Source organism: Shimia fortis (assembly GCF_040225985.1).
Taxonomy (GTDB): Bacteria; Pseudomonadota; Alphaproteobacteria; order Rhodobacterales; family Rhodobacteraceae; genus Shimia.
Map to the genome: position 1 here is coordinate 466,743 of NZ_JBBPEU010000001.1, position 22,994 is coordinate 489,736.

A 22,994-nucleotide genomic window follows, 5' to 3' on the forward strand; every position below is an offset into this window, starting at 1 on the left:
GGGTTCGCGGGGTTGCGCGGTCTCGCGCGAAAAAGGGAGTTGGCGTGACAGCACTTTTGAAGGTTGAGGGGCTCACCATCGGCTTTGGCAAGGCCGCGCCCGTGGTGAATGATGTCAGCTTTTCCGTTGAAAAGGGCGAGACCCTCGCACTAGTGGGGGAAAGTGGCTCGGGCAAAACCCTGAGTTGCCGCGCTGCGTTGCGCATCCTGCCGGGTGCCGCCCAAATTCGCGGCGGGTCGGTGACGCTGGCTGGTGAGGTCGGACCGATTGACATCCTCGGCCTGAGCGAACGGCGGATGTGTGATATCCGGGGCAATCGCGTCTCGATGATTTTCCAAGAACCGATGCGGTCGTTGTCGCCCCTGCACAGAATCGGCAATCAGGTGATCGAAGTGCTGCGCCTGCACGGTACGGCCAAGGGGCAGGGCGCGCGCAAGCGTGTGCTTGAAACCTTTGAAAGGGTCGGGTTTCAGGATCCGGAACGCATTTACAAATCCTATCCCTTCGAATTGTCGGGCGGGATGCGCCAGCGTGCGATGATCGCCATGGCCATCGTCGGCGAGCCGGATCTTCTGATCGCGGACGAACCCACCACTGCTCTGGACGTGACAACGCAGGCGCAGGTTCTGGGGCTAATCAAGGATATCCAAAAGGATACCGGCATGGCGGTCGTGCTGGTGACGCATGACCTTGGTGTTGTGGCGAACATGGCCGACACAGTGACCGTGATGAACCGCGGGCGCGTCATGGAAGCGGGCACCGCCCAGCAAATTCTGGCCGATCCGCGCCATGGCTATACCCGCGATCTGTTTGCGGCGGCGCCCAAGATTCCCGAAACCGGCGAGGACAAGGTGCTTGAGGAAGATCGGGACTTTATCCTTGAAATGCGCAATGTGTCGAAAACGTATACATTGAAGGGGTCGGCGCCGTGGCATCCGAAAACCCATGTTTACGCGGTGCGCGGCATCGAGTTCGGCGTTGAGCGTGGCAAGACGCTTGCCGTGGTGGGGGAATCCGGGTCGGGGAAAACTACCTGTGCCAATATGGCGCTGGGCTCGGAAGTTGCGGACAAAGGGGCCTCGATCCTGTTCCGCGCCAAAAAGGGCGCTGATCCGATCAATCTTCAGGAGTTGAACCGTGAAGAGCGTCTGGCCTTTCAGCGCAAAGCCCAGATGGTGTTCCAAGATCCTTATTCGACCCTGAACCCTCGGATGCGCGTGAAAGAGGCGCTGTGCGAGCCGATGGAGATTCACGGCATCGGGACGCCGTCGGAACGGATGGACCGCGCCACCGAAATGTTGCGTTGGGTAGGCTTGAGTGAAAACATGCTGACGCGGTATCCGCACGCCTTTTCCGGCGGTCAGCGCCAACGCCTTTCGATTGCGCGGGCCTTGATGCTCGGGCCGACCTTCCTTGTCTGTGACGAACCGACCTCGGCCCTTGATGTGTCGGTACAAGAGCAGGTGTTACAACTGCTCGAGGAAATCCGTGACCGGTTGAACCTTTCTTATCTGTTCATCAGCCATGACCTTGCCGTGGTGGCGCGGATCGCCGATGAGGTGGCTGTGATGCGGGCCGGTCTGGTAGTGGAACAGGGCCCGCCCGAAGCATTGTTCTATAACCCCCGACACCCCTATACCCGCGCCTTGCTGGCCGCCCAGCCCGAGCCGGACATTCACCGGCCCATTGACCTCAACCTGGTCTCGCAAGGGGCGGGCGATCCGTCGACATGGCCGGAACAATACCGGTTTGACGGGCACGAGGCGCCGCCTCTGACGGAAACGGGGCCGGGACATAAGGTGCGTTGCTATGTTTAAGACGTTTCTGACTTTCCTGTTCTATGCGGTGTTCGCAGGTGCCGCGCTGGCCCAATACAGCGAAAGCACGTTCTGGAAAGCCGAGGTGGATGCAAAGCACCTGCCGCCGGTTGCCGAAAGGTTGCCAGAGGCGCCGCTGGTCGTGGACCTGCCTGCCAAAGGGCGCAGCACGGGCCAACAGGGTGGCACGTTGCGCACACTGGTGACCCGCACCAAGGACGTTCGGCAGATGGTGGTCTATGGTTATGCGCGTCTGGTCGGCTATGATCAGAATTACAAGATCGTGCCGGATATCCTTCTCGATATGGAAGTTGAAGCGAACCGCAAGTTCACTCTTCGTCTGCGACCCGGTCATAAATGGTCCGACGGCGCGCCATTTACGTCCGAGGATTTCCGTTATTGGTGGGAAGACGTCGCCAACAACCCGCAGCTTTCGCCGTCTGGACCGCTGGAATTCCTGCGGGTCGATGGCGAGTTGCCAACAGTCACCTTCCCGGATGAAACCACGGTCATTTACGAGTGGTCGCGTCCGAACCCCCAATTCCTGCAGGAACTGGCCGAGGCGCGCCCCCCCTTCATCTATCGCCCGTCGCATTACCTGAAACCGTTCCATGCATCCTATGCGGACGAAGATGAGTTGCGCGCGCGGTTGCGTGAAAAGAGGGTGCGCAGCTGGGCGGCGCTGCACAACAAGCTCGACAATATGTACAAGTTCGACAATGCCGAGCTGCCGACGTTGCACCCGTGGATGCTGGCCACCAACGAAGGCAAAAGCCGCTTCCTGTTCGTGCGCAATCCCTATTACCACCGCGTGGACACGGCAGGCACGCAGCTGCCCTATGTCGACATTATAGAAATGAATGTCGTCAGCCCTGGGCTGGTGGCGGCCAAGGCCAATGCGGGCGAGGTCGACCTTCAGGCGCGCGGGCTGGCCTTCAAGGACATCGCCATTCTCAAAAAGGGTGAGGCGCAGGGGAATTATACCGCGCACCTGTGGAAGAATGGCACGGCCTCGCAGGTCGCGATTTACCTGAACATGAACTACAGCGATCCGGCATGGCGCGAGTTGATGCGGGACGTGCGATTCCGTCGTGCGTTGTCGCTGGGAATCAACCGCAAGATCATCAACAAGGTTCTGTATTTCGGGTTGGCCACCGAAGGGGCCATGACCATGTTGCCCGCCAGCCCGTTCCACAAAGAGGAAAACCTGCGGGCCTGGGCGGATTATGATCTGGCGCAGGCGAACGCGCTGCTAGACGAGATCGGCCTGACCGAACGCAACCGCGAAGGCACGCGCCTGTTGCCCGATGGGCGGCCTTTGTGGGTGGTGGTTGAAACCGCCGGCGAGCGGCAAGAGGTCGAGAACGCGCTGCAAATCGTGATCGACAATTGGCGGTCACTTGGCGTGAAGCTGATCATGCGCCCGCTTGAGCGCGACATCCTGCGCAACCGCGTCTATTCCGGCAGCACCATGGCTGCGACTTGGTTTGGATGGGATAACGGACTGGCCCAGCCCTACACTCCGCCGGTCTACGTGGCCCCACAACAGCAGGAATTCTTTGCCTGGCCGATGTGGGGGCAACATTACCAGACCCATGGCGAGGCGGGCGAGGCCCCGGATATGCCCGAAGCAATCCGACTGATGGAACTGGCTGAACAATGGCGCCATGCCACAACCGATGCCGAACGCAGTGCCGCGTGGCAAGAGATGGTCGATATCCACGCGGATCAGGTCTATGCCATCGGATTGCTGCAGGGCGCGCGCCAGCCCGTTGTGGTGAACAACCGCTTGCAGAACGTACCGCAAGAGGCGCTCTGGGCCTGGTCCCCTGGGGCGCATTTCGGCGTGCACCGTCCCGACGAGTTCTGGTTCAAGGAAGGAGACGGGTAACACCATGGCCATGATCCGATTTGCCCTGTTCCGCCTGATGACCATGCTGGCTACGCTGCTGGTGGTCTCGGTGCTGATCTTCATTATCATCAACCTGCCACCCGGCGATTACCTGTCAAACCAGATCAACGAATTGCGTGCCACCGGCCAGCAAAGCGGCATCGCCAAGGCAGAATTCCTGCGCAAAGAATATGCGCTCGATCGGCCTCTGTGGGAGCAATACCTGATCTGGATGGGCTTTGCGCCGGGGCCAAACGGGTTTGCCGGCATGTTGCAGGGCGAATTCGGGTGGTCCTTTGAGTTCGACCGCCCCGTGGCCGAGATCGTCGGCGGCGCGTTGTGGCTGACTGTGCTGGTGAACCTCGCCGCGATCCTGTTCGTTTATGTCGTGGCCTTGCCGCTGGGCGTGTTGGCGGCGGCACGTGCCAAGACATGGGTCGATTATACCTCGGCTTTTGTCGGCTATCTCGGGCTGGCGACACCGAATTTCCTTCTGGCGCTAATCCTGTTCTACTACGGCAACCGTTACCTGAACCTGCCCATCGGTGGCCTGATGGACCCGCAATACGAGGGCCAGCCGATGAGTTTCGACAAGATGAAATCGGTTCTCGTTCACCTGATCATTCCAACCTTCGTGATCGGCACATCGGGCGCGGCCGCTATGATGCAGCGGCTGCGGGCCAACCTCCTGGATGAGCTTGGCAAACCTTATGTCGAAACGGCCCGCGCCAAGGGCATGAGTGAAAGCCGCATGTTGGTGAAATACCCGTTGCGGGTGGCGTTCAACCCGTTCGTCGCGGATATCGGCACCTTGCTACCGGCGATGGTGTCGGGCTCGGTTCTGGTGTCGGTGGTTCTGGGGCTGCAGACGATCGGGCCGGTCCTGCTGACCTCGCTCAAATCTCAGGACCTCTTCCTGTCGGCCTTTGTCCTGATGTTCGTGGCCCTGCTGACGCTGATCGGCACGCTGATTTCGGATCTGTTGCTGGCCCTGCTGGATCCCCGCATTCGCTTTGGAGGGCGTAGCGCATGAGCACACTGCCCGACGGTCGTTACATCGACGACGCCCCATATGAGCCCGGTATCGAACAGGAAGTGCGCAGCGCCGAGCTGGACATGTCCAACGGCTGGCTGGTCTGGTTGCGCTTCAAAGAGCACAAGCTCGGGCTTGTCTCTGCGTTGTTCCTGCTGCTGTCTTACCTGATGCTGCCCTTCGCCGGGTTCATCTCGCCCTACACGCCGAATGAGCGCTTGGAAGACCACCTTTATGCCCCACCCCAGATGGTACGCCTGTTCCACGAGGGCAAATTCATCGGCCCCTATGTCTATCCCATCTCGGCGCAGGTGAACCTTGAAAACTTCAGCTGGGAATATGTGCCTGACAAAGAAAATCCTGCAAAGCTCAACTTCTTTTGCGAAGGCGAAACTTATAGACTCGCAGGGCTGATCCCCAGCGACACCCATCTGTTCTGCGCACCAGAAGGTGCCACGGTGTTCTTGTGGGGCTCGGACCGGCTGGGTAGGGACGTGTTTTCGCGGATCATGTATGGCGCTCAGCTGTCGCTAACCGTTGGCTTGGTCGGCATCACCGTGTCCTTCATCATCGGGATCGTGTTGGGCAGTATCGCCGGATATTTCGGGGGCTTCCTCGACTGGATCATCAACCGCGTGATCGAGATCCTGCGTTCTTTGCCGGAATTGCCGCTTTGGCTGGCTCTGTCGGCCGCCGTGCCATCGCATTGGGGGCCGGTTTCGGTGTTTTTCATCATATCCATTATCCTCGGGATATTGGACTGGCCCGGTCTGGCCCGCGCCGTGCGATCCAAGTTTCTGTCGCTGCGGGAGGAGGAATTCGTGCGGGCGGCCGAGATGATGGGGGCCAAGCCAAGCCGGGTGATCCGCAAACATCTGTTGCCCAACTTTCTCAGCCACCTGATTGCCAGCGCGACTCTGTCAATCCCGGCCATGATCCTTGGGGAAACGGCGCTGTCCTTCCTCGGGCTGGGCTTGCGGGCGCCGGCGGTCAGTTGGGGCGTCATGCTGAACGATGCGCAGAACCTCGCCTCGATCGAGATCTACCCCTGGACCGCAATTCCGATGCTGCCGATCATCGTGGTGGTGCTTGCCTTCAACTTCTTTGGGGATGGATTGCGCGACGCGCTGGACCCGAACCGAAGCTAGGTTGGGGGCTTTGCCCCCGCCGCCCTGCGGGCGACTCCCCCAAGGTATTTGGCCCAAGAAAAAAGGGTTTCTTAATCCTTTTCCGCTTTTCTAAGCCTGCGGTACAGGCTGAGGAGCCGATGACCGCCCAAGGAAAAGTCGCCCCGCCCTGTGTTCAGAAGCGGGGCGCATTTCTTTTTCTTGGCAAAATACCTCGGAGCGCGAGGCAGAGCCTCGCATGATCCGGGCGGGGCACCCGAGCGGATCAACTGACCCTAGCGGTCGTCGCCCCCGTCACCTTCGTCTAGGAACCCGTCTTCCTCAATCGCGCCCTGAACCGCACCAGCGATGGCCTCTTTCTGTTTGGGGGTAAGATCTTCGGCATCCTCGCCGTCGGCAAGGCGCACGGTGACTTCGCGATGGGCGAACTTGATGCCTTCACGTTCAAACAGATCGCGGATCTCCTGAAAGACTTTTTTGCGCACCAGCCATTGATCGCCGGGTTTCGTCATGAACTTGACGCGGATGATCATAGCCGAATCCTGCATCTCGATCACACCCTGCGATTTCAGTGGCTGGATGAAGTTGTCGCCGATCACCGGATCGTCAAGCAGGGCAATGCCCAGTTTCTTGATCAGTTTACGCACCCGTTCGACATCGGTGTCATAGGTCACGCGCAGGGGCAGTTTCATGATGACCCAGTCGCGGGAATAGTTCGTCAGGTGCTGGATTTCCCCAAAGGGCACCGTGTGCAATGGCCCAAGATGGTGGCGCAGTTGGAACGAGCGGACCGAAATCTTTTCGACCGTGCCTTTGACCCCGCCGATGTCGATATATTCCCCTTTGCGGAAAGCATCGTCGAAGAGGAAGAAGGCACCCGAGAAAATATCCCGGACCAGCGTCTGCGCCCCGAAACCAATGGCCAGACCGACGACACCGGCACCGGCGAACAGCGGACTGACGTTGATGCCAATCTCCATGAGTATGATGAGGATGATCGTGACCAGAATGACGATCAGGATAAAGTTGCGGAACAGCGGCAGCAATGTCGCCAGCCGACTTGCACTGTTGGCGCCGCCTTCGTCGCCAAGCTCGCCCTCTTCGATCTGGTCGCCCTGTTCTTCGCGAATTTTCGTGTCGATCCAGATGCGGAAACAGTTGAAGACGATATAGCCGATGAAGATGATGATGACGACATCCAGGAAGCGTCCGATCAGGCCGTCTTCGGCCACGAGTTGTTCTCCGCCGAAGATGGACAGCGTGGCATAAAGCCCTGCCACAAGAGCCAGAATACCCGAGATGCGGCGTGCCAGTTCCTCGAATGTATGCATCCGGTGCGAGTCGATCTCGCGGCGGATTTCGTCGAGGGTGGACAGGACCTCTTCCTCGACCAGTTCATTCTCCGAGGCCGCAGCTTCGAGGGCGACGACTTCGGCCTCTTCTGCGGCTTCGTTCAGCTGGCGCATCGTGCGCGAGCGGTTGAAGTAGCGTTCTATCCCGAAATTGATCGTTGCATAGACCACGATGATCGAGGTGAAGATAATATAGGCGCCCGCGATCAGCGGCAGGCCAGGGTCGCGTTCAAGAACAAGGTCGGCACAGAGACGCATCCAGCCATAAACGACATAAACCGCGAGAAGCGGAGCCCAGAGCTGGCTTGCCAAGCGGGTGGCCAGGGTGACTTCGCGCAAAGTGCGCCCGTCGCGGATCGCGTTCGAAATGGCGCGGCGGTTCACCACGATCAGCAAGAGGTTGAACAGGGCGAACACGGTGGTCAGAGCCATCACACCCGCCGCGTAGACATCGTAGTTCAGTCCCAATTCGGCGAGCCACAACCCAAAGAACAGGGTGCAGATGTCAAGCGTAGCCATAAAGAACAGCCAGCGGTGCAAGCGCTTGGCATCCCGGGTCGAGAAATTGGGGATGCGGTACTGTTCCAAGTAGGGCGAAAGGATCATTCGCCAGATTAGTGAGGCAACCCGAACCGTGGCATAGGCCGCCATGATGGTGAGCACCGTGAATTCGATCGCGCTGTCGTCATCCCCCCCGAAGAGAAGCGTTCCGACAAGCCCTGCCACCAACAGCGAGACCATGACTCCCACGCAGCCCGCAAAGAAGCGGAACAAGAGAAAGGGCAGCTTTTCCGAATAGCCTTGGGGGTTTTCCTGAATACGCGACACGACATAGTTGCGGGCAATGCGTTTGCCGAAAATCTCGCGCTCGAACAGGATGCCTACACCCAGCAGAAGCAGCGTCCAGAAGGCCGTTTCGACGAAGGTAAAAATGCGGCCATCGGGACTTGAGGCGCGCAGGATGAACAGGACCTCGTTTACGGCAGCGGGCAGGGCTTCGAGCCGTTCGTTCAGGGCTGTTCGGAAATCGCTGGCGCGTTTCTGCCCCTTCATCAGCATGGACATGTCGTCTTCGCCCGAGGAGCCAGCGTCTGTCGGGGGGGATGCCTGCTCTTGCGAGGTTTGGGCAGGTGCGTCGGTGTTGATCACGTTGCCGTTGCTGTCGATGACAATCACGCGCAATCCGGCAGCGGCGGCGTCTTCCAGGGTGGATCCCAGATCAACATTTGCCTGGGTTTGCGGCGCGGATTCCTGAGCTTTGGCATCGTGTGGCGCAACAGCCAACAAGAGAAGGGACAGGAAAACCGCGAAGATACGTGAAGCCATGGGTGCCGCCATCAAAAACTGATCCCGGTCAGGTCTAAACCAAGCTTGGGATCGGCGCAAACTGTGGTTTCCGTGACGGTACCCCGCAGGAATGCGCGCTAAGACGCATCGCGGGCGCGGGTTTGGGGGGTGACAATATCCCAACTTTTCGCTAGCGCAGTCGTGAACAATACTCGGGGCGAAGCCAGGCAGGGGATAGTGGCCAGCGCATCACAGGAAAAGATTGCCGTTCTCGGACTTGGCTATGTGGGATTGCCGCTTGCGCTTGCGCTGTCCCGCGCTGGTTTCGAGGTTATTGGTTTTGACACCCACGCGGGCCATATCGAGGGTCTACGCCACCACGAAGACGGCAATGGTGAACTGAGCCCAGAAGACTTTCGGGCGACCTCGGTTCATTTTTCTTCGGATCCTGCCGACCTTGCGCCGGCGACCGCCTTTATCATCGCGGTACCAACGCCAATCAATGATGCGAAACAACCAGATCTCGGGCCGATCCGGTCGGCCTGTGCCAGTATTGCCCCGAACCTGAAACACGGGGATCTGGTTGTGCTTGAGTCCACGGTCTATCCGGGTGTGACCGAAGATGTTTGCGGGGCCGAGCTGGAGAAAATGACCGGCCTGATCTCGGGGCGCGATTTCAAGCTGGGATATTCGCCCGAGCGGGTCAACCCGGGCGATCGTGAACACACGGTTGAAACCATCGTCAAGGTGATTTCGGCGCAGGATGACGACACGCTGACCCGGGTCGAGGCGATCTATGCTCCCGTGGTCAAGGCTGGCCTGCACAAGGCCAGTTCGATCATGGCGGCCGAAGCGGCAAAGGTAATCGAGAACACGCAGCGCGACCTCAACATCGCTTTGGTAAACGAATTTGCGCTGATCTTCTCGCGACTGGGTCTGGATACCCTTGAAGTGCTTGAGGCGGCGGGCACGAAATGGAATTTCCTGCCGTTCAAACCTGGCTTGGTTGGCGGGCATTGTATCGGGGTTGACCCCTATTACCTGACTTATCGCGCGGAACAGCTGGGGTATCACCCCGAAGTGATCCTTGCCGGACGGCGGATCAACGATCACATGGGCCGTCACGTGGCGCAGGAAATGATCAAGGCCATGTTGGCGCGCAAGGACAATCCGGCTCGGTCGCGGGTGTTGATTATGGGGTTCGCCTTCAAGGAAAACTGTGCCGACACCCGCAACACGCGTGTGGCCGACATTGTCGATGAACTGCAAAGCTATTCGGTGGATGTGGATGTCTGGGATCCTTGGGTGAATGTGGCGGCGATCAGGGCCGAATACGGGTTTGATCCGGTAGCCGCGCCCGATGCGGGTGCCTACGACGGGGTCATTGTGGCCGTGGCGCATGATACCTTTGTGGAAATGGGTGCCGAGGCGATAAGAGCCCTCGGAAAACCGGGTACAATACTTTACGATATCAAGGGCGCTTTGGCCCGGTCCGAGTCGGACCTGCGGCTTTAGCCGGATACGTAGCGGGGGCGATGTCTTTTGGCACATGCGGCAACAGCGATCGGACAAAGAATGACACGGCAATCGCCCCGTGTTCTGTTCTATAGCCATGATACCTTTGGATTGGGCCATTTGCGCCGGTCGCGGGCCTTGGCCAGTGCTATAACCGGTGCCGACCCAAGCATATCCGCGATTATCCTGACGGGATCGCCTGTGGCGGGTCGGTTTACCTTTCCGGACCGTGTGGATCATATCCGCCTGCCCGGCGTGACCAAGAATCCGGATGGGTCGTATGCCTCGGAAACGCTGGGGCTGGATATTGACGAGACAACGGAGTTGCGTGCCGGGTTGATCAAGTCGGCAGCGATGCATTTCAACCCCGATATCCTGATCGTGGACAAAGAGCCGACGGGGTTCCGTGGCGAATTGATCCCGGCGCTGGATTGGCTGAAAAGCCAGCGCAAGGCGCATATCGTGCTTGGCCTGCGGGACGTTCTGGATGAACCTGACGTGCTGCGCGCCGAGTGGGAACGCAAAGGCGCAGTTGCGGCGACCGAGAAATACTATGACGAAGCGTGGGTCTACGGGTTGCAATCTGTTTATGACCCAACCGAGGGGCTTGACCTTTCGCCGGCCTTCCGGTCGCACATCAAGTATACAGGGTACCTGCGCCGCGAAGGGTTGGAAGAAGGCGAAATCCCTGATGAGCCCTATATCCTGATCACGCCCGGTGGGGGGGGCGACGGGGCCGGTATGGTGGACCTTGTCCTGTCGGCCTATGAAACCGACCCGAACCTTGGGCCTAATGCCAAGCTGGTTTACGGACCGTTCCTTTCGGGGGACCTGCGCAATGCGTTTGAAGAGCGCGTCGCCGCTCTGAATGGACGGGTCCAGACTACGGGATTTGACAGCCGGATGGAGAACCTGATTTCCGGCGCGCTCGGCATTGTTTCTATGGGGGGATATAACACCTTCTGCGAGATGCTGTCTTTTGACAAACCGGCCGTGATCGTGCCGCGCACCAAGCCGCGTCTTGAACAATATATCCGGGCGCATCGGGCCGAGGAAATGGGTCTTGTCCGCGTGCTGGACGAATATCGTGACGGTTTGACAATCGAGGCGATGATCGCGGCCATTCGGGGGCTTCCCGAACAAAATGCCCCGTCGGCGGCGATTGTACCGGGACTGCTGGACGGGCTGGAATTCGTGTCGTCCCGTGCGCTGCAAATGCTGCAATTGGAAGGCAAGCAAGGGGCTGCATGACTTCGAAACGTCCACGGCTTGCGGTTATCGTCAAAGGATGGCCGCGCCTGTCCGAAACTTTCATCGCTCAGGAACTCGTCGCGCTAGAGGAAAAAGGCTACCAGCTTGACCTCTGGTCCTTGCGGTTTCCGACCGACAAGAAACGCCATCCGCTGCACAACCGGTTGAAGGCGTCGGTGACCTATTTGCCGGAATACCTGCATCAGGAACCATTGCGAGTGTTCAAGGGAATCGGGCATAACCTGATGCGGCGCGGCTTCTGGGCCGCGCTGGGTGTGTGGTGTAAAGACCTGATGCGCGACCGGACCCGTAACCGGGTGCGCCGGTTTGGACAGGCCTGTGTGCTGGCGGCAGAGATGCCTGAAGAGACCGATGCGATCTATGCCCACTTCATGCACACGCCTGCCTCGGTTGGGCGTTATGCGGCGATCATGCGGGGAATGCGCTGGGGAGTGTCGGCCCATGCCAAGGACATCTGGACATCGCCCGAGTGGGAAAAACGCGAAAAGCTGACCTATCGCCAACATGGCGCGACCTTTCTGGCGACCTGTACTGCCTTTGGGGCGGCGCATCTGCGTGCGTTAGCGGATATGCCGGATCGGGTGGAATTGATTTATCACGGTCTGGATCTGGACCGGTTTCCGCCCCCACCAGAACCGCGGCCCGAAGGCGGGCCGCTGGAATTGCTGTCTGTCGGGCGGCTGGTCGAGAAGAAGGGGTTCGACAACCTGATTGAGGCGCTGGCGAAGCTGCCCGCCGGGCTGGATTGGCGCTGGACTCACATCGGAGGCGGCGGTCTGGGCGATGCCCTGAGCGCGCGGGCGGATGATCTGGGCATTTCGGACCGGATTGTCTGGCGTGGGGCCTGTAATCAGCCGGATGTGATCGCGGCGCTGCGGGTGTCAGATATCTTTGTGCTTCCCAGCCGCATTGCCGAGGACGGGGACCGCGACGGCTTGCCCAATGTTCTGATGGAGGCGGCGTCGCAGAAGCTTTGCATACTATCGACGCCGGTCTCGGCGATCCCAGAATTCATCACGAGCGGCGAACACGGGCTGTTGTCCGAGGACGATCCAGAGGCACTGGCCGCGGCGCTGGTCATGCTTGCCGAAGACCCTGATCTGCGCGGGGCCTATGCCGAGGCTGCCTATGCACGCCTGACCCGGAATTTCCTGATGGCACCGGGGATTGATGCCCTTGATGCGCGTCTGAAGACGCTCGCTGGCGGCTGAGTATGGAAAAAATCGCCTTTTTCGCGCCGATGAAATCTCCGAACCATCCGGTTCCGTCTGGTGATCGCGAAATGGCGCGTGGCGTGATGCGGGCCTTGACCCGGACGGATCGGGACAGCGTGGCGGAACTGGCGTCGGAAACCCGCTGCTATGATGGCCGGGGCGATGCGACGGTACAGGCTCGGTTGATCGACGCAGCACAGTGCGAGGCCGACAAGTTGATCGCCCAAGGGGGCTGGTCCGCTTGGGTGACCTATCACAGTTATTACAAAGCACCTGATCTTCTTGGGCCGGTTGTCTCACAGGCGCTGGGCATTCCATATGTGTTGATCGAGGCGACCCGCGCGGCTAAACGTCTGGGAGGGCCGTGGGATCGGTTCGCGCGTCTTGCCGATGCATCCTGCGAGGCGGCGGATGCCATCTTTTACCTGACCGAACAGGATTACGAGGGGCTGCAACCCTATCAGAAAGAGGATCAGCCCCTTGTCCGGCTGCACCCGTTTCTACGCCGCGAAGACCTGCCGGCCACGACGCGTCCGAGAGGGCCTGACCTGTTTTGCGCTGGCATGATGCGGCAGGGCGACAAGCTGGCGTCCTATGAAATCCTCGCCGCGGCCCTAGCCCATCTGAAAGCGCCCGATTGGACTTTGCGGATTGCCGGAGACGGGGCCGCAAGACCAGAGGTCGTGGCGCTGTTTTCGCGGTTCGGGGATCGCGTCACGTTTCTCGGCCAACTGGACTCGGATCAATTGCAGCAGGCCTATGCAGATGCCGCTGTCTTTGTCTGGCCGGGCGTGAACGAGGCGTTCGGTATGGTGTATCTTGAGGCGCAGGCCGCTGGTCTGCCCGTCGTGGCGCAGGACCGCCCCGGCGTTCGGGATGTTTTGCCAAGTGCGGCGATGGTGCCGTCTGCCGCCCCGTCTTTGATCGCGGCCGAGATTGATGCATTGTTGGACACGCCGGCCTATTGGGCGATGCGCGCGACCCAGGCGCGGGCGTTGGTCGCCGAACGGCATTTGCTTGGTGCAGCCCGAGACCGGCTTTGGTCGGTGCTTGGCCCATTGATGAGGGAAAAACCATGATCCGATTTGCCATGATGCGCCACGGGCACACCGCATGGAATAGGGCGCACCGTATTCAGGGGCGCACCGATATCCCGCTTGACGATCAGGCGCGCGCAGATCTTGCGATGTTCCGGCTTCCCGCAGACTGGGCGCAGGCCGACCTGTATGCCAGCCCGCTTTTGCGCGCGAAGGATACTGCTGAAATCGTTGCGGGCCGGGCACCCCAGACGGTCGAGGCTCTGATCGAGATGGATTGGGGAAAATGGGAGGGTTTGAAAGGTGTTGACCTCAAAACCGACCCGACGTCTGGATTTCGTGATATCGAACACTGGGGCTGGGATTATCGTCCGCCCGAGGGCGAGAGCCCGGCAGATGTTTGGCAGCGGATTGAACCATGGCTTTTTTCCCTGACACGCGACAGCATAGCTGTGTGTCATATCGGGACGATGCGCATGGTTCTGGCCAAGGCGACCGATTGGAATTTTGAAGGGCCCGCCCCGTTTGCGGTCAAGCGAAACCGACTGTTCGTTGTCGAGATTGACGGGACGCAGATCCGGGTCGGTGATCCGGATATCGTGCGGCTGGAGTGTCGGGATACATGAAGGTTCTGATCGCGGTCACACATCTTCTTGGGACGGGTCACCTTTCGCGCGCGTTGACTTTGGGGCGGGCGTTTTCAGAAGCCGGTCATCAGGTTTGGGTTATGTCGGGCGGACGGGCGGCACCACATTTGGTTTTTACCGGGGTCGAGTTGATCCAACTGCCACCTATTGCCTCTGATGGCACCAATTTTACACGGTTGCTGAATGAAGACGGTGCCGAGGTGGGGGCGGCCTATATGCAGGCGCGCGTCCAAAGGGCCATATCGGCCCTTTCCGAAATTGCGCCGGATGTCCTGATAACAGAGCTGTATCCCTTTGGGCGGCGTATCCTCTCAGACGAATTCCTTGCGCTTCTGCGGGCCGCACATGACATGACCATACGCCCTCGTATCCTGTGTTCGATCCGCGATATTCTTGCCCCGCCATCAAAGCCATCCAAAGCAGAGAGGGCGGAAGAGGTTCTTGCCCACTTTTACGATGCCGTACTCGTACACTCCGATCCGCACATCACGACACTATCTGACAGTTGGCCGGTGACGCCGAAGGTCGATGCGATGCTGCGCTATACCGGCTATGTGGCGCCGCCTGTTGCCCTGCCGCACCCCGACAATGAAGGAAAGGGTGAAGTTGTGGTCAGTGCGGGCGGGGGATCGGTCGGACAGGCTTTGTTCGAATGTGCGATTGAGGCCGCAAATCAGAGCGACCTGCACTGGCGCCTGTTGGTCGGGGGACGGGATTCTGCGGCTCGGATCGACGCCCTGCGGGCTAAAGCCCGAGGTTTGGAGATTACGATTGAAGGGGTGAGGCCCGATTTCCGCCAAATGCTGCACAGGGCGGCCGCTTCGGTGAGCATGTGCGGCTACAATACTGCGCTGGACTTGCTGCAAACGGGGGTGCCGTCGGTGATGGTGCCGTTTGACGATGGCGGCGAGGTCGAGCAAACCCTGCGGGCCCGATCGCTGGCGCATCAGCCTGCGATGGAAATTCTGCCAGCTTCCGAAGCCTTACCAGACCGCATGGTTGGGCTGGTTGATAAGGTGATCGCCGAAGGACGCCGTCACGACGGTGGTTTGCAAATGCAGGGTGCTCTGAGGAGTGTCGAGATCGTCGCGCAAATTCTGGAGGGGACAAGGTGAAGGTCGACTGGGCCCCGCTACGTGCCGAGTTACGGCACTGGCACACCGCAGGGCTGGTGTTGCCGTTTTGGTGGCGTGACGATGATGCCGTCGCACCGACTGCTGCTTTGGAGCGTTTGATCGACGTGGCGGATGCAGCAGGCGTGCCCGCGCATCTTGCAATTGTTCCACGCGAGGCGCGTGAAGACATGGCGCGCCATGTGGCAGAAACCCCTTCACTGGTGCCTGTCGTGCATGGTTGGGCGCACCAGAACCATGCACCCGCCATGCAGAAAAAAGCAGAGTTCGGGTTGGGGCGCGACATGACATCTGCAACTCGTGATTTGCAGGCGGCGCTTAAGAGGATGCGCGACTTGTTTGGCGCGGCTCTGGCCCCGATGTTCGTGCCACCCTGGAACCGGATTGATCCGGGCCTGATGCCGGTCTTGGCCAAGCTGGAGTTTGACGCGGTGTCGACCTATCTGCCGCGCAAACGGCCAGAAGCCGCGCAGGGGCTGGTACAGATCAATACACACCTTGACCCGATATTCTGGCGGGGCACCCGCGGTCTCGTGGCGTCGGACGAACTTGTCTCGCGAACCGTCGCGCTGCTGCAGGACCGGCGACAAGGGCGGGCCGACAACGCGGAACCGTTCGGATATCTGACGCATCACCTTGTGCATGACGCAGATATCTGGGAGTTCTCGAAACAGTTTCTGAACGAAATCTGCCAGGGGCCAGTCACGCTCTATCGGCACGACCAAAAGGAGCAGACATGAGCCGTCTGGATAGCATGATGCGTCGCCTTGCCGCTCAACGCGACGGGCTTGAATGGGGACATGGGTTGGTGACCGGTGTCCCAGGCGACTATGTAGATATGGGACTTGGCAACGGGCGTACCTATGACCACCTGCGCGAGATTGCGCCGGACCGCCGGATCTGGGTCATCGATCGTGTGCTGCAATGTCATCCGTCCTGTGTGCCGCCCGAACAGGATTTCCTGCAGGGCGAAGCGGAAGACATGCTGCGGAAACTCGCCGCGAGCGGGGCGAGGATTGTTCTGGCGCACTATGATTTCGGGTTTGGCGAGAAAGAAAAGGATGTGGCCGAAGCGGCGCGCCTGTCGCCCCTGATCTCGGAGTGCATGGCGCCCGGCGGGGTCTTGATTTCGGGGCAGCCTCTGGTGGGCTTTGAACAGGTGCGCGGTCCGGAAACCGTGGCCCCGGACCGGTATTGCTTTTACCGCACCTGATTATTCGGCGGCGGGCAGTTTCAGTTCCGCCGCCTCCGCCTTGGACAGCATCGCGCCTTGTTTGCGCTGAGCCAGAATTTCCCGCGCTTTCGCATAGATGTCGTCCTGCCAGAAGATCAGACAGCCGTTGCACCCTTTGCCACAGCATCCTTCTGTGCCCTTGCGGTTGGTCTTGAACCGGCGGGTGTTTGTGTCGGCTTCGATGGCCTCGACCAAGGCATTGCGGCGGCGTTTGTAAGCGGTCTCGTTGGTGGAATCCTTGACCTCCATCGCCAGCGTAGTCTTGTCGAGCTTGAGCCGTGCCCATTGCTCTTCTGTCAGGGCCCGTTCCTTGCGCAGCACCGTCATGGGAGGGAAATTCTTGCGCATGTCGTTCAGGTCTTCCTGATCAAACATTGAAAACGGCAAGCGGATCACAGTCTTGGTCGAGCCATGGATCACGTCCCGTTTTTCGCCTGTTTCTGCCACCTCGTAATCATAGGCCCGCAACAGGATCGTGTTGCGCGCGACGGGCGATACCATCTCGATCACATCGCCGGGTTCCAGTTTGTTTTTCACTTCGACATGAAAGGCGTCGTCTGTCACCTCGGTGACAAAGCCGGCATATTCCCATTGTGCGATGGCTTGGGTCTGCTCATAGCCATGGGCAAGGTTGGTCAGGCGACCCTTGTGAAAGGCCAGCGTATAGCCACGGTTGCCCACGGTTTCGAGCTCTTCCATATAGTCGGCGGCGTTCCAGTTTTCGGGATCGGCATAGTAATCGTCGATCGCCATCCGGTAGGCCCGCGCCACGATGGCCGCGTAATATTCCGACTTTCCGCGTCCTTCGACTTTGAGACTGTCCACGCCGATCCGCAGGTAATCATCCAGCTTGGGCATCAGGCAAAGGTCTTTGGAATTCAGGATATAGCTGCCGCGCTCGTCTTCTTGAATGGGAAGGAATTCACCGGGGCGCACGCCTTCTTCAAGTAGGAATTCGAACATGTGCAAGTTGTCTTCGTCGACAATCAGTTCCTGCACGGTGCCGTCTTTCAGGCGCATGTGGAATTTGTAATTCCAGCGGCAGGAGTTGGCGCAGTTGCCTTGGTTTGCGCCGCGCTCGGCCATGAAGTTCGAAAGCAGGCAGCGCCCGGAATAGGTCATGCACATCGCGCCATGCACAAATGCCTCGAGTTTGATGTCCGGGCATTTTTCGCGAATTTCCTCAAGCTCGGGGAACGAAACTTCGCGTGCCAGCACCACCAGATCAGCGCCCTGTGCCTGCCAAAACTTTGTGGTCAGCCAAGAGGCGATATTGGCTTGCGTTGAGACATGCAGCGGGATTTCCGGCGCACGTTCCCGCACATACTGGAACACACCCGGATCCGAGATGATCAGTCCGTCCGGTTTCACCTTGCGGACGGTGTCGATGTATTCATCGAGTTTCGGAATGTCTTTGTTGTGCGAAAACAGGTTCAGCGTCAGATAGGCGCGCCGCCCATGCTGGTGGCAGAACTCGACCCCCTCGATCACCTCTTCAAGGGAAAATTCAGACTTGGTCCGCAATGAAAGATCGGGTGTTCCAAGATAAACGGCATCTGCCCCGTAAAGGACCGCCATCTTGAGCTTGCGCAGGTTGCCTGCGGGCATCAGCAATTCTGAACGATGTTGTGTCATGACTCGCGCTTTCCGTTTGGAAGAATGTTCCATACAGGAAATTGCAAGGGCCGCAAAGGTGCCGAGTACTTGACTAAGACGGCACTGCGATCAAGTGATTGTCAAACTGCAGGTCGTGCTGCGCGCTGTGTTGAATGTACCCTTTATTGATAGTTGCAAACCGCCCAGTGCCAGAGGTGATGACAAACCGGTCGCCGATGGTGCCAAGGCCGCACACGTCCGGTTCTTCCAAGAAGCCGCTGAACGTCCCATTCCCCGTCTCGAAAAACAGAACCAGCCCCCCGCGTGGGGACGTCACGGCAAGGTGATGCCCGTTTTCTGTCATCGCAACGCTGCCAATATATCCTCTGAGCCTTTGATGCAGGTGTGCGGGAACCTCCAGAAGTGCAAGAGCATTCCCGCGCCGGTGCAGCGCGACAAGGGGTGGCGCGTCGTTCCCGCCTTGCCACTGCATCCCGAACGCAACCAGACCATCGGGACCCACGGCCATGTGACGGATCGAGTTCTTGTGCATGGTGTCCGGCAGATCGACCTGTTCCAGAATGGTGCCGTCCTGGGCCATATAGGTCAGGTTCGGTCGCATCGTCGGGATATTCAGTTTGGTCCGCCCCGTGTCCGGATGCGTATCAATGCCGCCATTGCAGATGGCCAGCACATCCGAGCCGGGCAACCGCAAAACCTCATGCGGGCCGATCCCGCCGCTTGGAAATTCGCCAAGCCGCGCGTAGCCGCCCGTGGTATCCCAGACCCCGATCACGCCAAAACCATCCTCGTATGCGTTCTCGGGTGTGAACAGAAGCGTACCACCCTGCGAGAACGCGCCATGCCCGTAAAAATGGCGTTCGGGCGGGGTTTGCATCTTGTGCAGAACCTCACCGCTTTTGCAGTCGATGACATGGGCGAATGTCCCCGGGCGACGAGCGAAGGCCACTGCTTCGGCACGTGTTGGGTGGGCGGTGGCGGCGTGCCCTCGATCGGGAATGGGCACCCTGAAAAGTTCGCTGCCCATGCCGTCTAGGCCCAATAAAAGATGTTGTCCGTCCGGCTTGCGCGCAGCATTCAGAAAGGCTGGGCTTCCCGCTGCAGCCCAACCAGTGGCGGGGATCAGGGTCGAGGCCAATGCGCCGCTCAGAAATCTGCGCCGTGTTGTCATCTCAGTCTCCGTCCAGCGCGTTGAAACCTTCTGTAACCGCCAAGGCTGGGGCAAGCTCTTCGATCAGGATTTCACTGACGGCTTCAAGGGATTGGCGCAGGGTATCCAATTCGAACCAGCCCTGAACCTCGGTGATGTTGGCGAATGTGGGCGACTCGATGCCGTTGGCGGTCTCGAGCGCATATCCAAAGGCGGCGTCCAGATGCCCGGCGATGCCCGGATGATCGGTCGCAAGGATGCCCGCGAGATCACGCAGCGCCAAAAGTGATATCTCGACATGGCGCAGGGACCGTTCCGACCGCCATGCCTCGGCCCGCTTGGGGCGTGGTTTGTCGAAGCTGCCCAAAGGGCGCCCCAGCCGCATGTCCCTGGTGAATATAAGGCCGGTATAAAGTGCCTTGAACAGTTCTTGCACACCCTCGGCATCGGACTGGTAGGGGCCTTCACGGGACGGGGTTGCCAATTTTGCGGCATAGCCCTTTTGCCAGTCATCGCGCATTTCGCCTGCAAGGGCAGCGATGTCCCGCGTCATGGTCTGTATCAGGGCGCAGCGATAGTCCGCCGTGTCTGCGACCGACAGGGTCGGGTCGTAGAGCAGGTATTCAAGTGCATAAAGCCCACGGGCTGCGATCGAGACCTGTTTGAACGTTTCTGCATCCCTTGCAGCGGGATCTTCCGACGCGATCAAGCCGTTCAGTGCCTTGGGAGTCTTGCCGCGGGTATCAGGCCAGAAGGCCAGCGCAAAGGCGCGGTTGTGCTGCTCCGACGGGCCAAAGCGCAGATGGCTGACCGCGACCCATGCATCAAAGGTTTGGTGGTAGGCCAACCTGAGCGCGGTCGAGTTCGCGTCGCAGTTCGCGTCCGCCGTACCGGCCAGCGCCTGCGCCTGTTCAGCAAGGCGGCCATAGCCGGGCAGGATATGGTCCTTGAGTGCAGAGGACACGGTTGGCGAAGCTTCGTCGGCCATCGACAGGGCTGGCAGGAAAAGCGCTAGAAATAGGGCGCGGATATGGACCATTACAGGCTCTCCAGAAAGGCAATCAGGGCGTCGCGATCCGCCGTTGGCAATTGCACCACTGCATCGCGCGCAGTTTGTGCTTCGCCCCCGTGCCAGAGAATGGCTTCAAGAAGGGATCTCGCGCGTCCGTCATGCAGAAAATACGTGTGGCCGCTGACATTTTGTGTCTGGCCGATACCCCAGAGGGGCGGGGTTTTCCACTCGCGTCCGGTTGCGCGGGCCTCGGGGCGGTTGTCGGCCAGCCCGTCACCCATGTCATGGAGCAATAGGTCAGTATAAGGCCAGATCATCTGGAAGCTTTGCTGTGGCTGGTCGGCAAGCCTGTGCGTGACATAGGCCGGGGTATGGCAATCAGCGCAGCCGGTGTTGTGGAACACGGATTTGCCGCGCAGAACTTGCGGGTCGTCGGCGTTTTGCCGCGCAGGTACGCCCAAGTTTCGGGAATAGAATGTCACCAGGTCCAGCGCCTCGGCATCAACTTCATGAACCCGCACATCCCCATCACCGTGGGGTGCATTGCGGCAGGCGGTTTGCGCAGGTGTGCAATCCCCCCAGGGCGCGGGCAGCAGGGGCGAGGAGATCCCAATATCATTTGCAAAGGCCTCGGCTGTTTGTTGGCGCACCGTGGGTGAGCCCGCCTTGTGCCCGAAACGGCCCAGCATCGGCTGGTGGTATTCCAGCGACCAAACCACGTTCGGGCGCCCTGAAATACCGTCGCCATCCGCATCGTCAGAGTCGGCCTTTCGCAGGATGTCTTCGCTACGGATCGCCTCAAGCATTCCCAGCCCGATCATTTGAGGGGCGATGCGCGGGCTGATCATGGCATCCGGGTGCAGTGGCCCATAGCCGAGGCCCCGGACATGATATGTGGGCGCGCGCAGCGTGACGATCGTGCCGTCTGCAAGGGGGACTTCGGTTTCCTCATAGGTCACACTCAGCCTGTATTCGGCGGGGATGTTGACCAAGCTGTGATCCTGCAACTGGGTGCCATAGGTTGGGTCGGGGCGGGTAGCGAGATAGCCGGAAATTTCCTGTGTCAGATCATGGTCATCGGTGGGGATGGAGATCCGCAGGAACATGGACACAGAATCGTCTTCCGGACCTTCAGGAGGATGGCCGCGCCCGTCATTGATGTGACAGCGCAAACAGGACCGCGCATTGTAAAGCGGTCCCAGCCCGTCCGATGCTTTGGTCGAGGCCGGGGAAGACACCCATAGTTTGTCAAACAGGGCTTCGCCGACCCGAAAGGTCAGTTCATCCTCGAAGGGAATATTGGCAGAGGGGCGCGAAAACGCCCCGGCATCACTGCGTGGCGGAACCGTGGCTGCGCCGGCGGGGTTCGCCTCGTAAGGTGACAAGGCCTTCGCATCTGTTCCTTGCCCGATAAACGCGCGGATGCGCTGTTCCTCCTGATCGGTGCGCGGCAGGGTCTTGAGATGCGGATCGCCAAGGTGCCCCCAGTCTTCCGCCTGCGCATGGGGTACGGCCAGCAGGCTGGCGGCAGACAGGAAGGTCAGGAAATGTCTCATCCGGCGTCTCCGAAAAGAGGGTAGGATGCCCGCGCATAGCACGGACATCCGATCAGGTCATCAGCCGCCAATCGGGATGATGACATTCAGGCCAAACAACGTTTCATCCGTGCCCGCATCGTCCATCCATGCCAGCGCCCCTCCGAGTGTGATGCCACTGTCAAATTCATACTCAACACCAAGCGTGGCAAGGTTGGTCACACCCGCGCTTTCAATATCACGGCGCACCAATGCCCCCGAGAACGTGGTTTGCCCGACACCATAGGCCGCATTCAGCGTGACATAGTTAGCATCATCCGCCGTCCCACCAAATCCGGTGAACATCGCCGCCTCGCCGTAGACGAACAGGCCGTTGGCGAAACTGTGTGACAGGCCCGCAATCACCCCCTGTTCGTCTTTCACGTCACCCGTTCCTGCCGAAAGATGGCGCGCGCCGATGTGAAAGCGGGTGTCGTCAAAGGTTTTGGTCCATTGAACCGAAACGTTGTCGAGTTGACCGGTGTTGCCCGCGCCGCCCGCTGCTGTCGTGTTGCGGCCACGATTGTTGAAGGCGGATTCGCTGAGAACAGTGTCATCGGCATAAAACACACTAAAGGACAGCATGCTGCCATCGCCAAGACCAAAGTCGGCAAGAAACCCGATTTGTTCGGCCAGTTCGTAGTCTTCTGCAATGGCGCCAGAAAAGAACCCCGCGGTGTCATCCCAGGCCGTACCGAACTCGGGGTGTACTTTCCCGACAACGATGCTGGTCGAATTCAGATCAATCTGAACGCCTAATTCGTGGATATAGGCGCCGATCCCTTCCCAAGTGCCGTGGCCGTTATAAAACGGATCAAGACCGGACTCGATTGTCAGGCCACCAAAAAGAGAGAAGGTGTCGCTCAAGTGAAGATTGGCGAGGAACTCGGCAACTAGGTAGTTGTCTGTCGCCTCGTTCGCGGCGATGTCGGATTTGAGGATAGAGGCCGATCCTACTTCAATTTCGCCTTCCCAGGTAAAGGCCGAGCTTTCTTGCGCGGTGACGCCGGACGCACCAAGAGACAGGGCAGCGATGACCGCGCCCGTTGAGTTGATTTTCATGATTTTTCCGTGTGTTTAGG

Annotated in this window: 18 protein-coding genes; 12 read left to right on the plus strand and 6 right to left on the minus strand. The window is 59.5% G+C overall.

Features of this window, described 5'->3' with window-relative positions; all coding sequences use genetic code 11:
• Positions 1-44 precede the first annotated feature (44 nt).
• Genes WNE31_RS02105 through WNE31_RS02120 form a run of 4 tightly spaced genes read left to right on the plus strand, consistent with a single transcriptional unit; the run spans position 45 to position 5,889 of the window.
• Positions 45-1,817 carry an ABC transporter ATP-binding protein gene (locus tag WNE31_RS02105; protein ID WP_349977939.1) on the plus strand — a complete coding sequence of 591 codons (1,773 nt, stop codon included), beginning with the start codon at positions 45-47 and terminating at the stop codon, positions 1,815-1,817.
• Positions 1,810-3,708, plus strand: a complete 1,899-nt coding sequence (locus tag WNE31_RS02110) for an ABC transporter substrate-binding protein (protein ID WP_349977940.1) — start codon at positions 1,810-1,812, stop codon at positions 3,706-3,708. The genes WNE31_RS02105 and WNE31_RS02110 overlap by 8 nt, the downstream gene beginning before the upstream one ends.
• A gap of 4 nt (positions 3,709-3,712) precedes the next feature.
• A complete protein-coding gene (locus WNE31_RS02115) occupies positions 3,713-4,741 on the plus strand; it encodes an ABC transporter permease (RefSeq protein WP_349977941.1) in 1,029 nt (342 codons plus the stop codon).
• Positions 4,738-5,889 carry an ABC transporter permease gene (locus tag WNE31_RS02120; RefSeq protein WP_349977942.1) on the plus strand — a complete coding sequence of 384 codons (1,152 nt, stop codon included), beginning with the start codon at positions 4,738-4,740 and terminating at the stop codon, positions 5,887-5,889. The genes WNE31_RS02115 and WNE31_RS02120 overlap by 4 nt, the downstream gene beginning before the upstream one ends.
• 254 nt (positions 5,890-6,143) lie before the next feature.
• Here the strand turns inward: WNE31_RS02120 and WNE31_RS02125 are convergent, their stop codons facing one another.
• Positions 6,144-8,546 (minus strand): mechanosensitive ion channel family protein, encoded by a 2,403-nt coding sequence (locus WNE31_RS02125; RefSeq protein WP_349977944.1) that lies wholly within the window; start codon positions 8,544-8,546, stop codon positions 6,144-6,146.
• Positions 8,547-8,744: 198 nt separating this feature from the next.
• Here WNE31_RS02125 and WNE31_RS02130 point away from each other — a divergent pair, with 198 nt between their 5' ends.
• From WNE31_RS02130 to WNE31_RS02165, 8 genes are read left to right on the plus strand one after another with little or no spacing between them, the layout of a single operon-like run.
• Positions 8,745-10,022: a nucleotide sugar dehydrogenase gene (locus WNE31_RS02130; protein WP_349977945.1), complete on the plus strand. Its 1,278-nt coding sequence runs from the start codon at positions 8,745-8,747 to the stop codon at positions 10,020-10,022.
• Between the two features lie 60 nt (positions 10,023-10,082).
• Positions 10,083-11,273 carry a glycosyltransferase family protein gene (locus WNE31_RS02135; protein ID WP_349977946.1) on the plus strand — a complete coding sequence of 397 codons (1,191 nt, stop codon included), beginning with the start codon at positions 10,083-10,085 and terminating at the stop codon, positions 11,271-11,273.
• Positions 11,270-12,505, plus strand: a complete 1,236-nt coding sequence (locus WNE31_RS02140; protein ID WP_349977947.1) for a glycosyltransferase family 4 protein — start codon at positions 11,270-11,272, stop codon at positions 12,503-12,505. Before WNE31_RS02135 ends, WNE31_RS02140 begins: the two co-directional genes overlap by 4 nt.
• Positions 12,506-12,507: 2 nt before the next feature.
• A complete protein-coding gene (locus tag WNE31_RS02145) occupies positions 12,508-13,587 on the plus strand; it encodes a glycosyltransferase family 4 protein (protein ID WP_349977948.1) in 1,080 nt (359 codons plus the stop codon).
• On the plus strand, positions 13,584-14,171 hold the full coding sequence (locus WNE31_RS02150) for a histidine phosphatase family protein (protein ID WP_349977949.1): 588 nt from the start codon (positions 13,584-13,586) through the stop codon (positions 14,169-14,171). Before WNE31_RS02145 ends, WNE31_RS02150 begins: the two co-directional genes overlap by 4 nt.
• The gene (locus WNE31_RS02155; protein ID WP_349977950.1) at positions 14,168-15,307 is read left to right on the plus strand and encodes a glycosyltransferase family protein; all 1,140 of its coding nucleotides are present in this window, start codon (positions 14,168-14,170) and stop codon (positions 15,305-15,307) included. The genes WNE31_RS02150 and WNE31_RS02155 overlap by 4 nt, the downstream gene beginning before the upstream one ends.
• Complete coding sequence (locus WNE31_RS02160; protein WP_349977951.1) at positions 15,304-16,065, plus strand: polysaccharide deacetylase family protein; 762 nt, start codon at positions 15,304-15,306, stop codon at positions 16,063-16,065. The genes WNE31_RS02155 and WNE31_RS02160 overlap by 4 nt, the downstream gene beginning before the upstream one ends.
• Positions 16,062-16,538 (plus strand): class I SAM-dependent methyltransferase, encoded by a 477-nt coding sequence (locus WNE31_RS02165; RefSeq protein ID WP_349977953.1) that lies wholly within the window; start codon positions 16,062-16,064, stop codon positions 16,536-16,538. The genes WNE31_RS02160 and WNE31_RS02165 overlap by 4 nt, the downstream gene beginning before the upstream one ends.
• Here the strand turns inward: WNE31_RS02165 and WNE31_RS02170 are convergent, their stop codons facing one another.
• The 5 genes from WNE31_RS02170 to WNE31_RS02190 all read right to left on the minus strand — a co-directional run bounded on the left by WNE31_RS02170 (position 16,539) and on the right by WNE31_RS02190 (position 22,974).
• Positions 16,539-18,194: a U32 family peptidase gene (locus tag WNE31_RS02170; RefSeq protein ID WP_349977954.1), complete on the minus strand. Its 1,656-nt coding sequence runs from the start codon at positions 18,192-18,194 to the stop codon at positions 16,539-16,541.
• Positions 18,195-18,267: 73 nt separating this feature from the next.
• Positions 18,268-19,347 carry a DUF1513 domain-containing protein gene (locus WNE31_RS02175; RefSeq protein ID WP_349977956.1) on the minus strand — a complete coding sequence of 360 codons (1,080 nt, stop codon included), beginning with the start codon at positions 19,345-19,347 and terminating at the stop codon, positions 18,268-18,270.
• Between the two features lies 1 nt (position 19,348).
• Positions 19,349-20,365: an imelysin family protein gene (locus WNE31_RS02180; RefSeq protein ID WP_349977957.1), complete on the minus strand. Its 1,017-nt coding sequence runs from the start codon at positions 20,363-20,365 to the stop codon at positions 19,349-19,351.
• Complete coding sequence (locus WNE31_RS02185; protein ID WP_349977958.1) at positions 20,365-21,894, minus strand: di-heme oxidoreductase family protein; 1,530 nt, start codon at positions 21,892-21,894, stop codon at positions 20,365-20,367. The genes WNE31_RS02180 and WNE31_RS02185 overlap by 1 nt, the downstream gene beginning before the upstream one ends.
• A gap of 60 nt (positions 21,895-21,954) precedes the next feature.
• Positions 21,955-22,974 (minus strand): hypothetical protein, encoded by a 1,020-nt coding sequence (locus WNE31_RS02190; protein ID WP_349977960.1) that lies wholly within the window; start codon positions 22,972-22,974, stop codon positions 21,955-21,957.
• Positions 22,975-22,994 lie beyond the last annotated feature (20 nt).

Bases quoted from the DNA above. Each gene is read 5' to 3' on its own strand.
- WNE31_RS02135 (WP_349977946.1), top strand. From the start codon at position 10,083: ATGACACGGCAATCGCCCCGTGTTCTGTTCTATAGCCATGATACCTTT.
- WNE31_RS02185 (WP_349977958.1), bottom strand. From the start codon at position 21,894: ATGAGACATTTCCTGACCTTCCTGTCTGCCGCCAGCCTGCTGGCCGTA.
- WNE31_RS02120 (WP_349977942.1), top strand. From the start codon at position 4,738: ATGAGCACACTGCCCGACGGTCGTTACATCGACGACGCCCCATATGAG.
- WNE31_RS02150 (WP_349977949.1), top strand. From the start codon at position 13,584: ATGATCCGATTTGCCATGATGCGCCACGGGCACACCGCATGGAATAGG.
- WNE31_RS02180 (WP_349977957.1), bottom strand. From the start codon at position 20,365: ATGGTCCATATCCGCGCCCTATTTCTAGCGCTTTTCCTGCCAGCCCTG.
- WNE31_RS02165 (WP_349977953.1), top strand. From the start codon at position 16,062: ATGAGCCGTCTGGATAGCATGATGCGTCGCCTTGCCGCTCAACGCGAC.
- WNE31_RS02170 (WP_349977954.1), bottom strand. From the start codon at position 18,194: ATGACACAACATCGTTCAGAATTGCTGATGCCCGCAGGCAACCTGCGC.
- WNE31_RS02145 (WP_349977948.1), top strand. From the start codon at position 12,508: ATGGAAAAAATCGCCTTTTTCGCGCCGATGAAATCTCCGAACCATCCG.
- WNE31_RS02115 (WP_349977941.1), top strand. From the start codon at position 3,713: ATGGCCATGATCCGATTTGCCCTGTTCCGCCTGATGACCATGCTGGCT.
- WNE31_RS02175 (WP_349977956.1), bottom strand. From the start codon at position 19,347: ATGACAACACGGCGCAGATTTCTGAGCGGCGCATTGGCCTCGACCCTG.
- WNE31_RS02110 (WP_349977940.1), top strand. From the start codon at position 1,810: ATGTTTAAGACGTTTCTGACTTTCCTGTTCTATGCGGTGTTCGCAGGT.
- WNE31_RS02125 (WP_349977944.1), bottom strand. From the start codon at position 8,546: ATGGCTTCACGTATCTTCGCGGTTTTCCTGTCCCTTCTCTTGTTGGCT.
- WNE31_RS02155 (WP_349977950.1), top strand. From the start codon at position 14,168: ATGAAGGTTCTGATCGCGGTCACACATCTTCTTGGGACGGGTCACCTT.
- WNE31_RS02190 (WP_349977960.1), bottom strand. From the start codon at position 22,974: ATGAAAATCAACTCAACGGGCGCGGTCATCGCTGCCCTGTCTCTTGGT.
- WNE31_RS02140 (WP_349977947.1), top strand. From the start codon at position 11,270: ATGACTTCGAAACGTCCACGGCTTGCGGTTATCGTCAAAGGATGGCCG.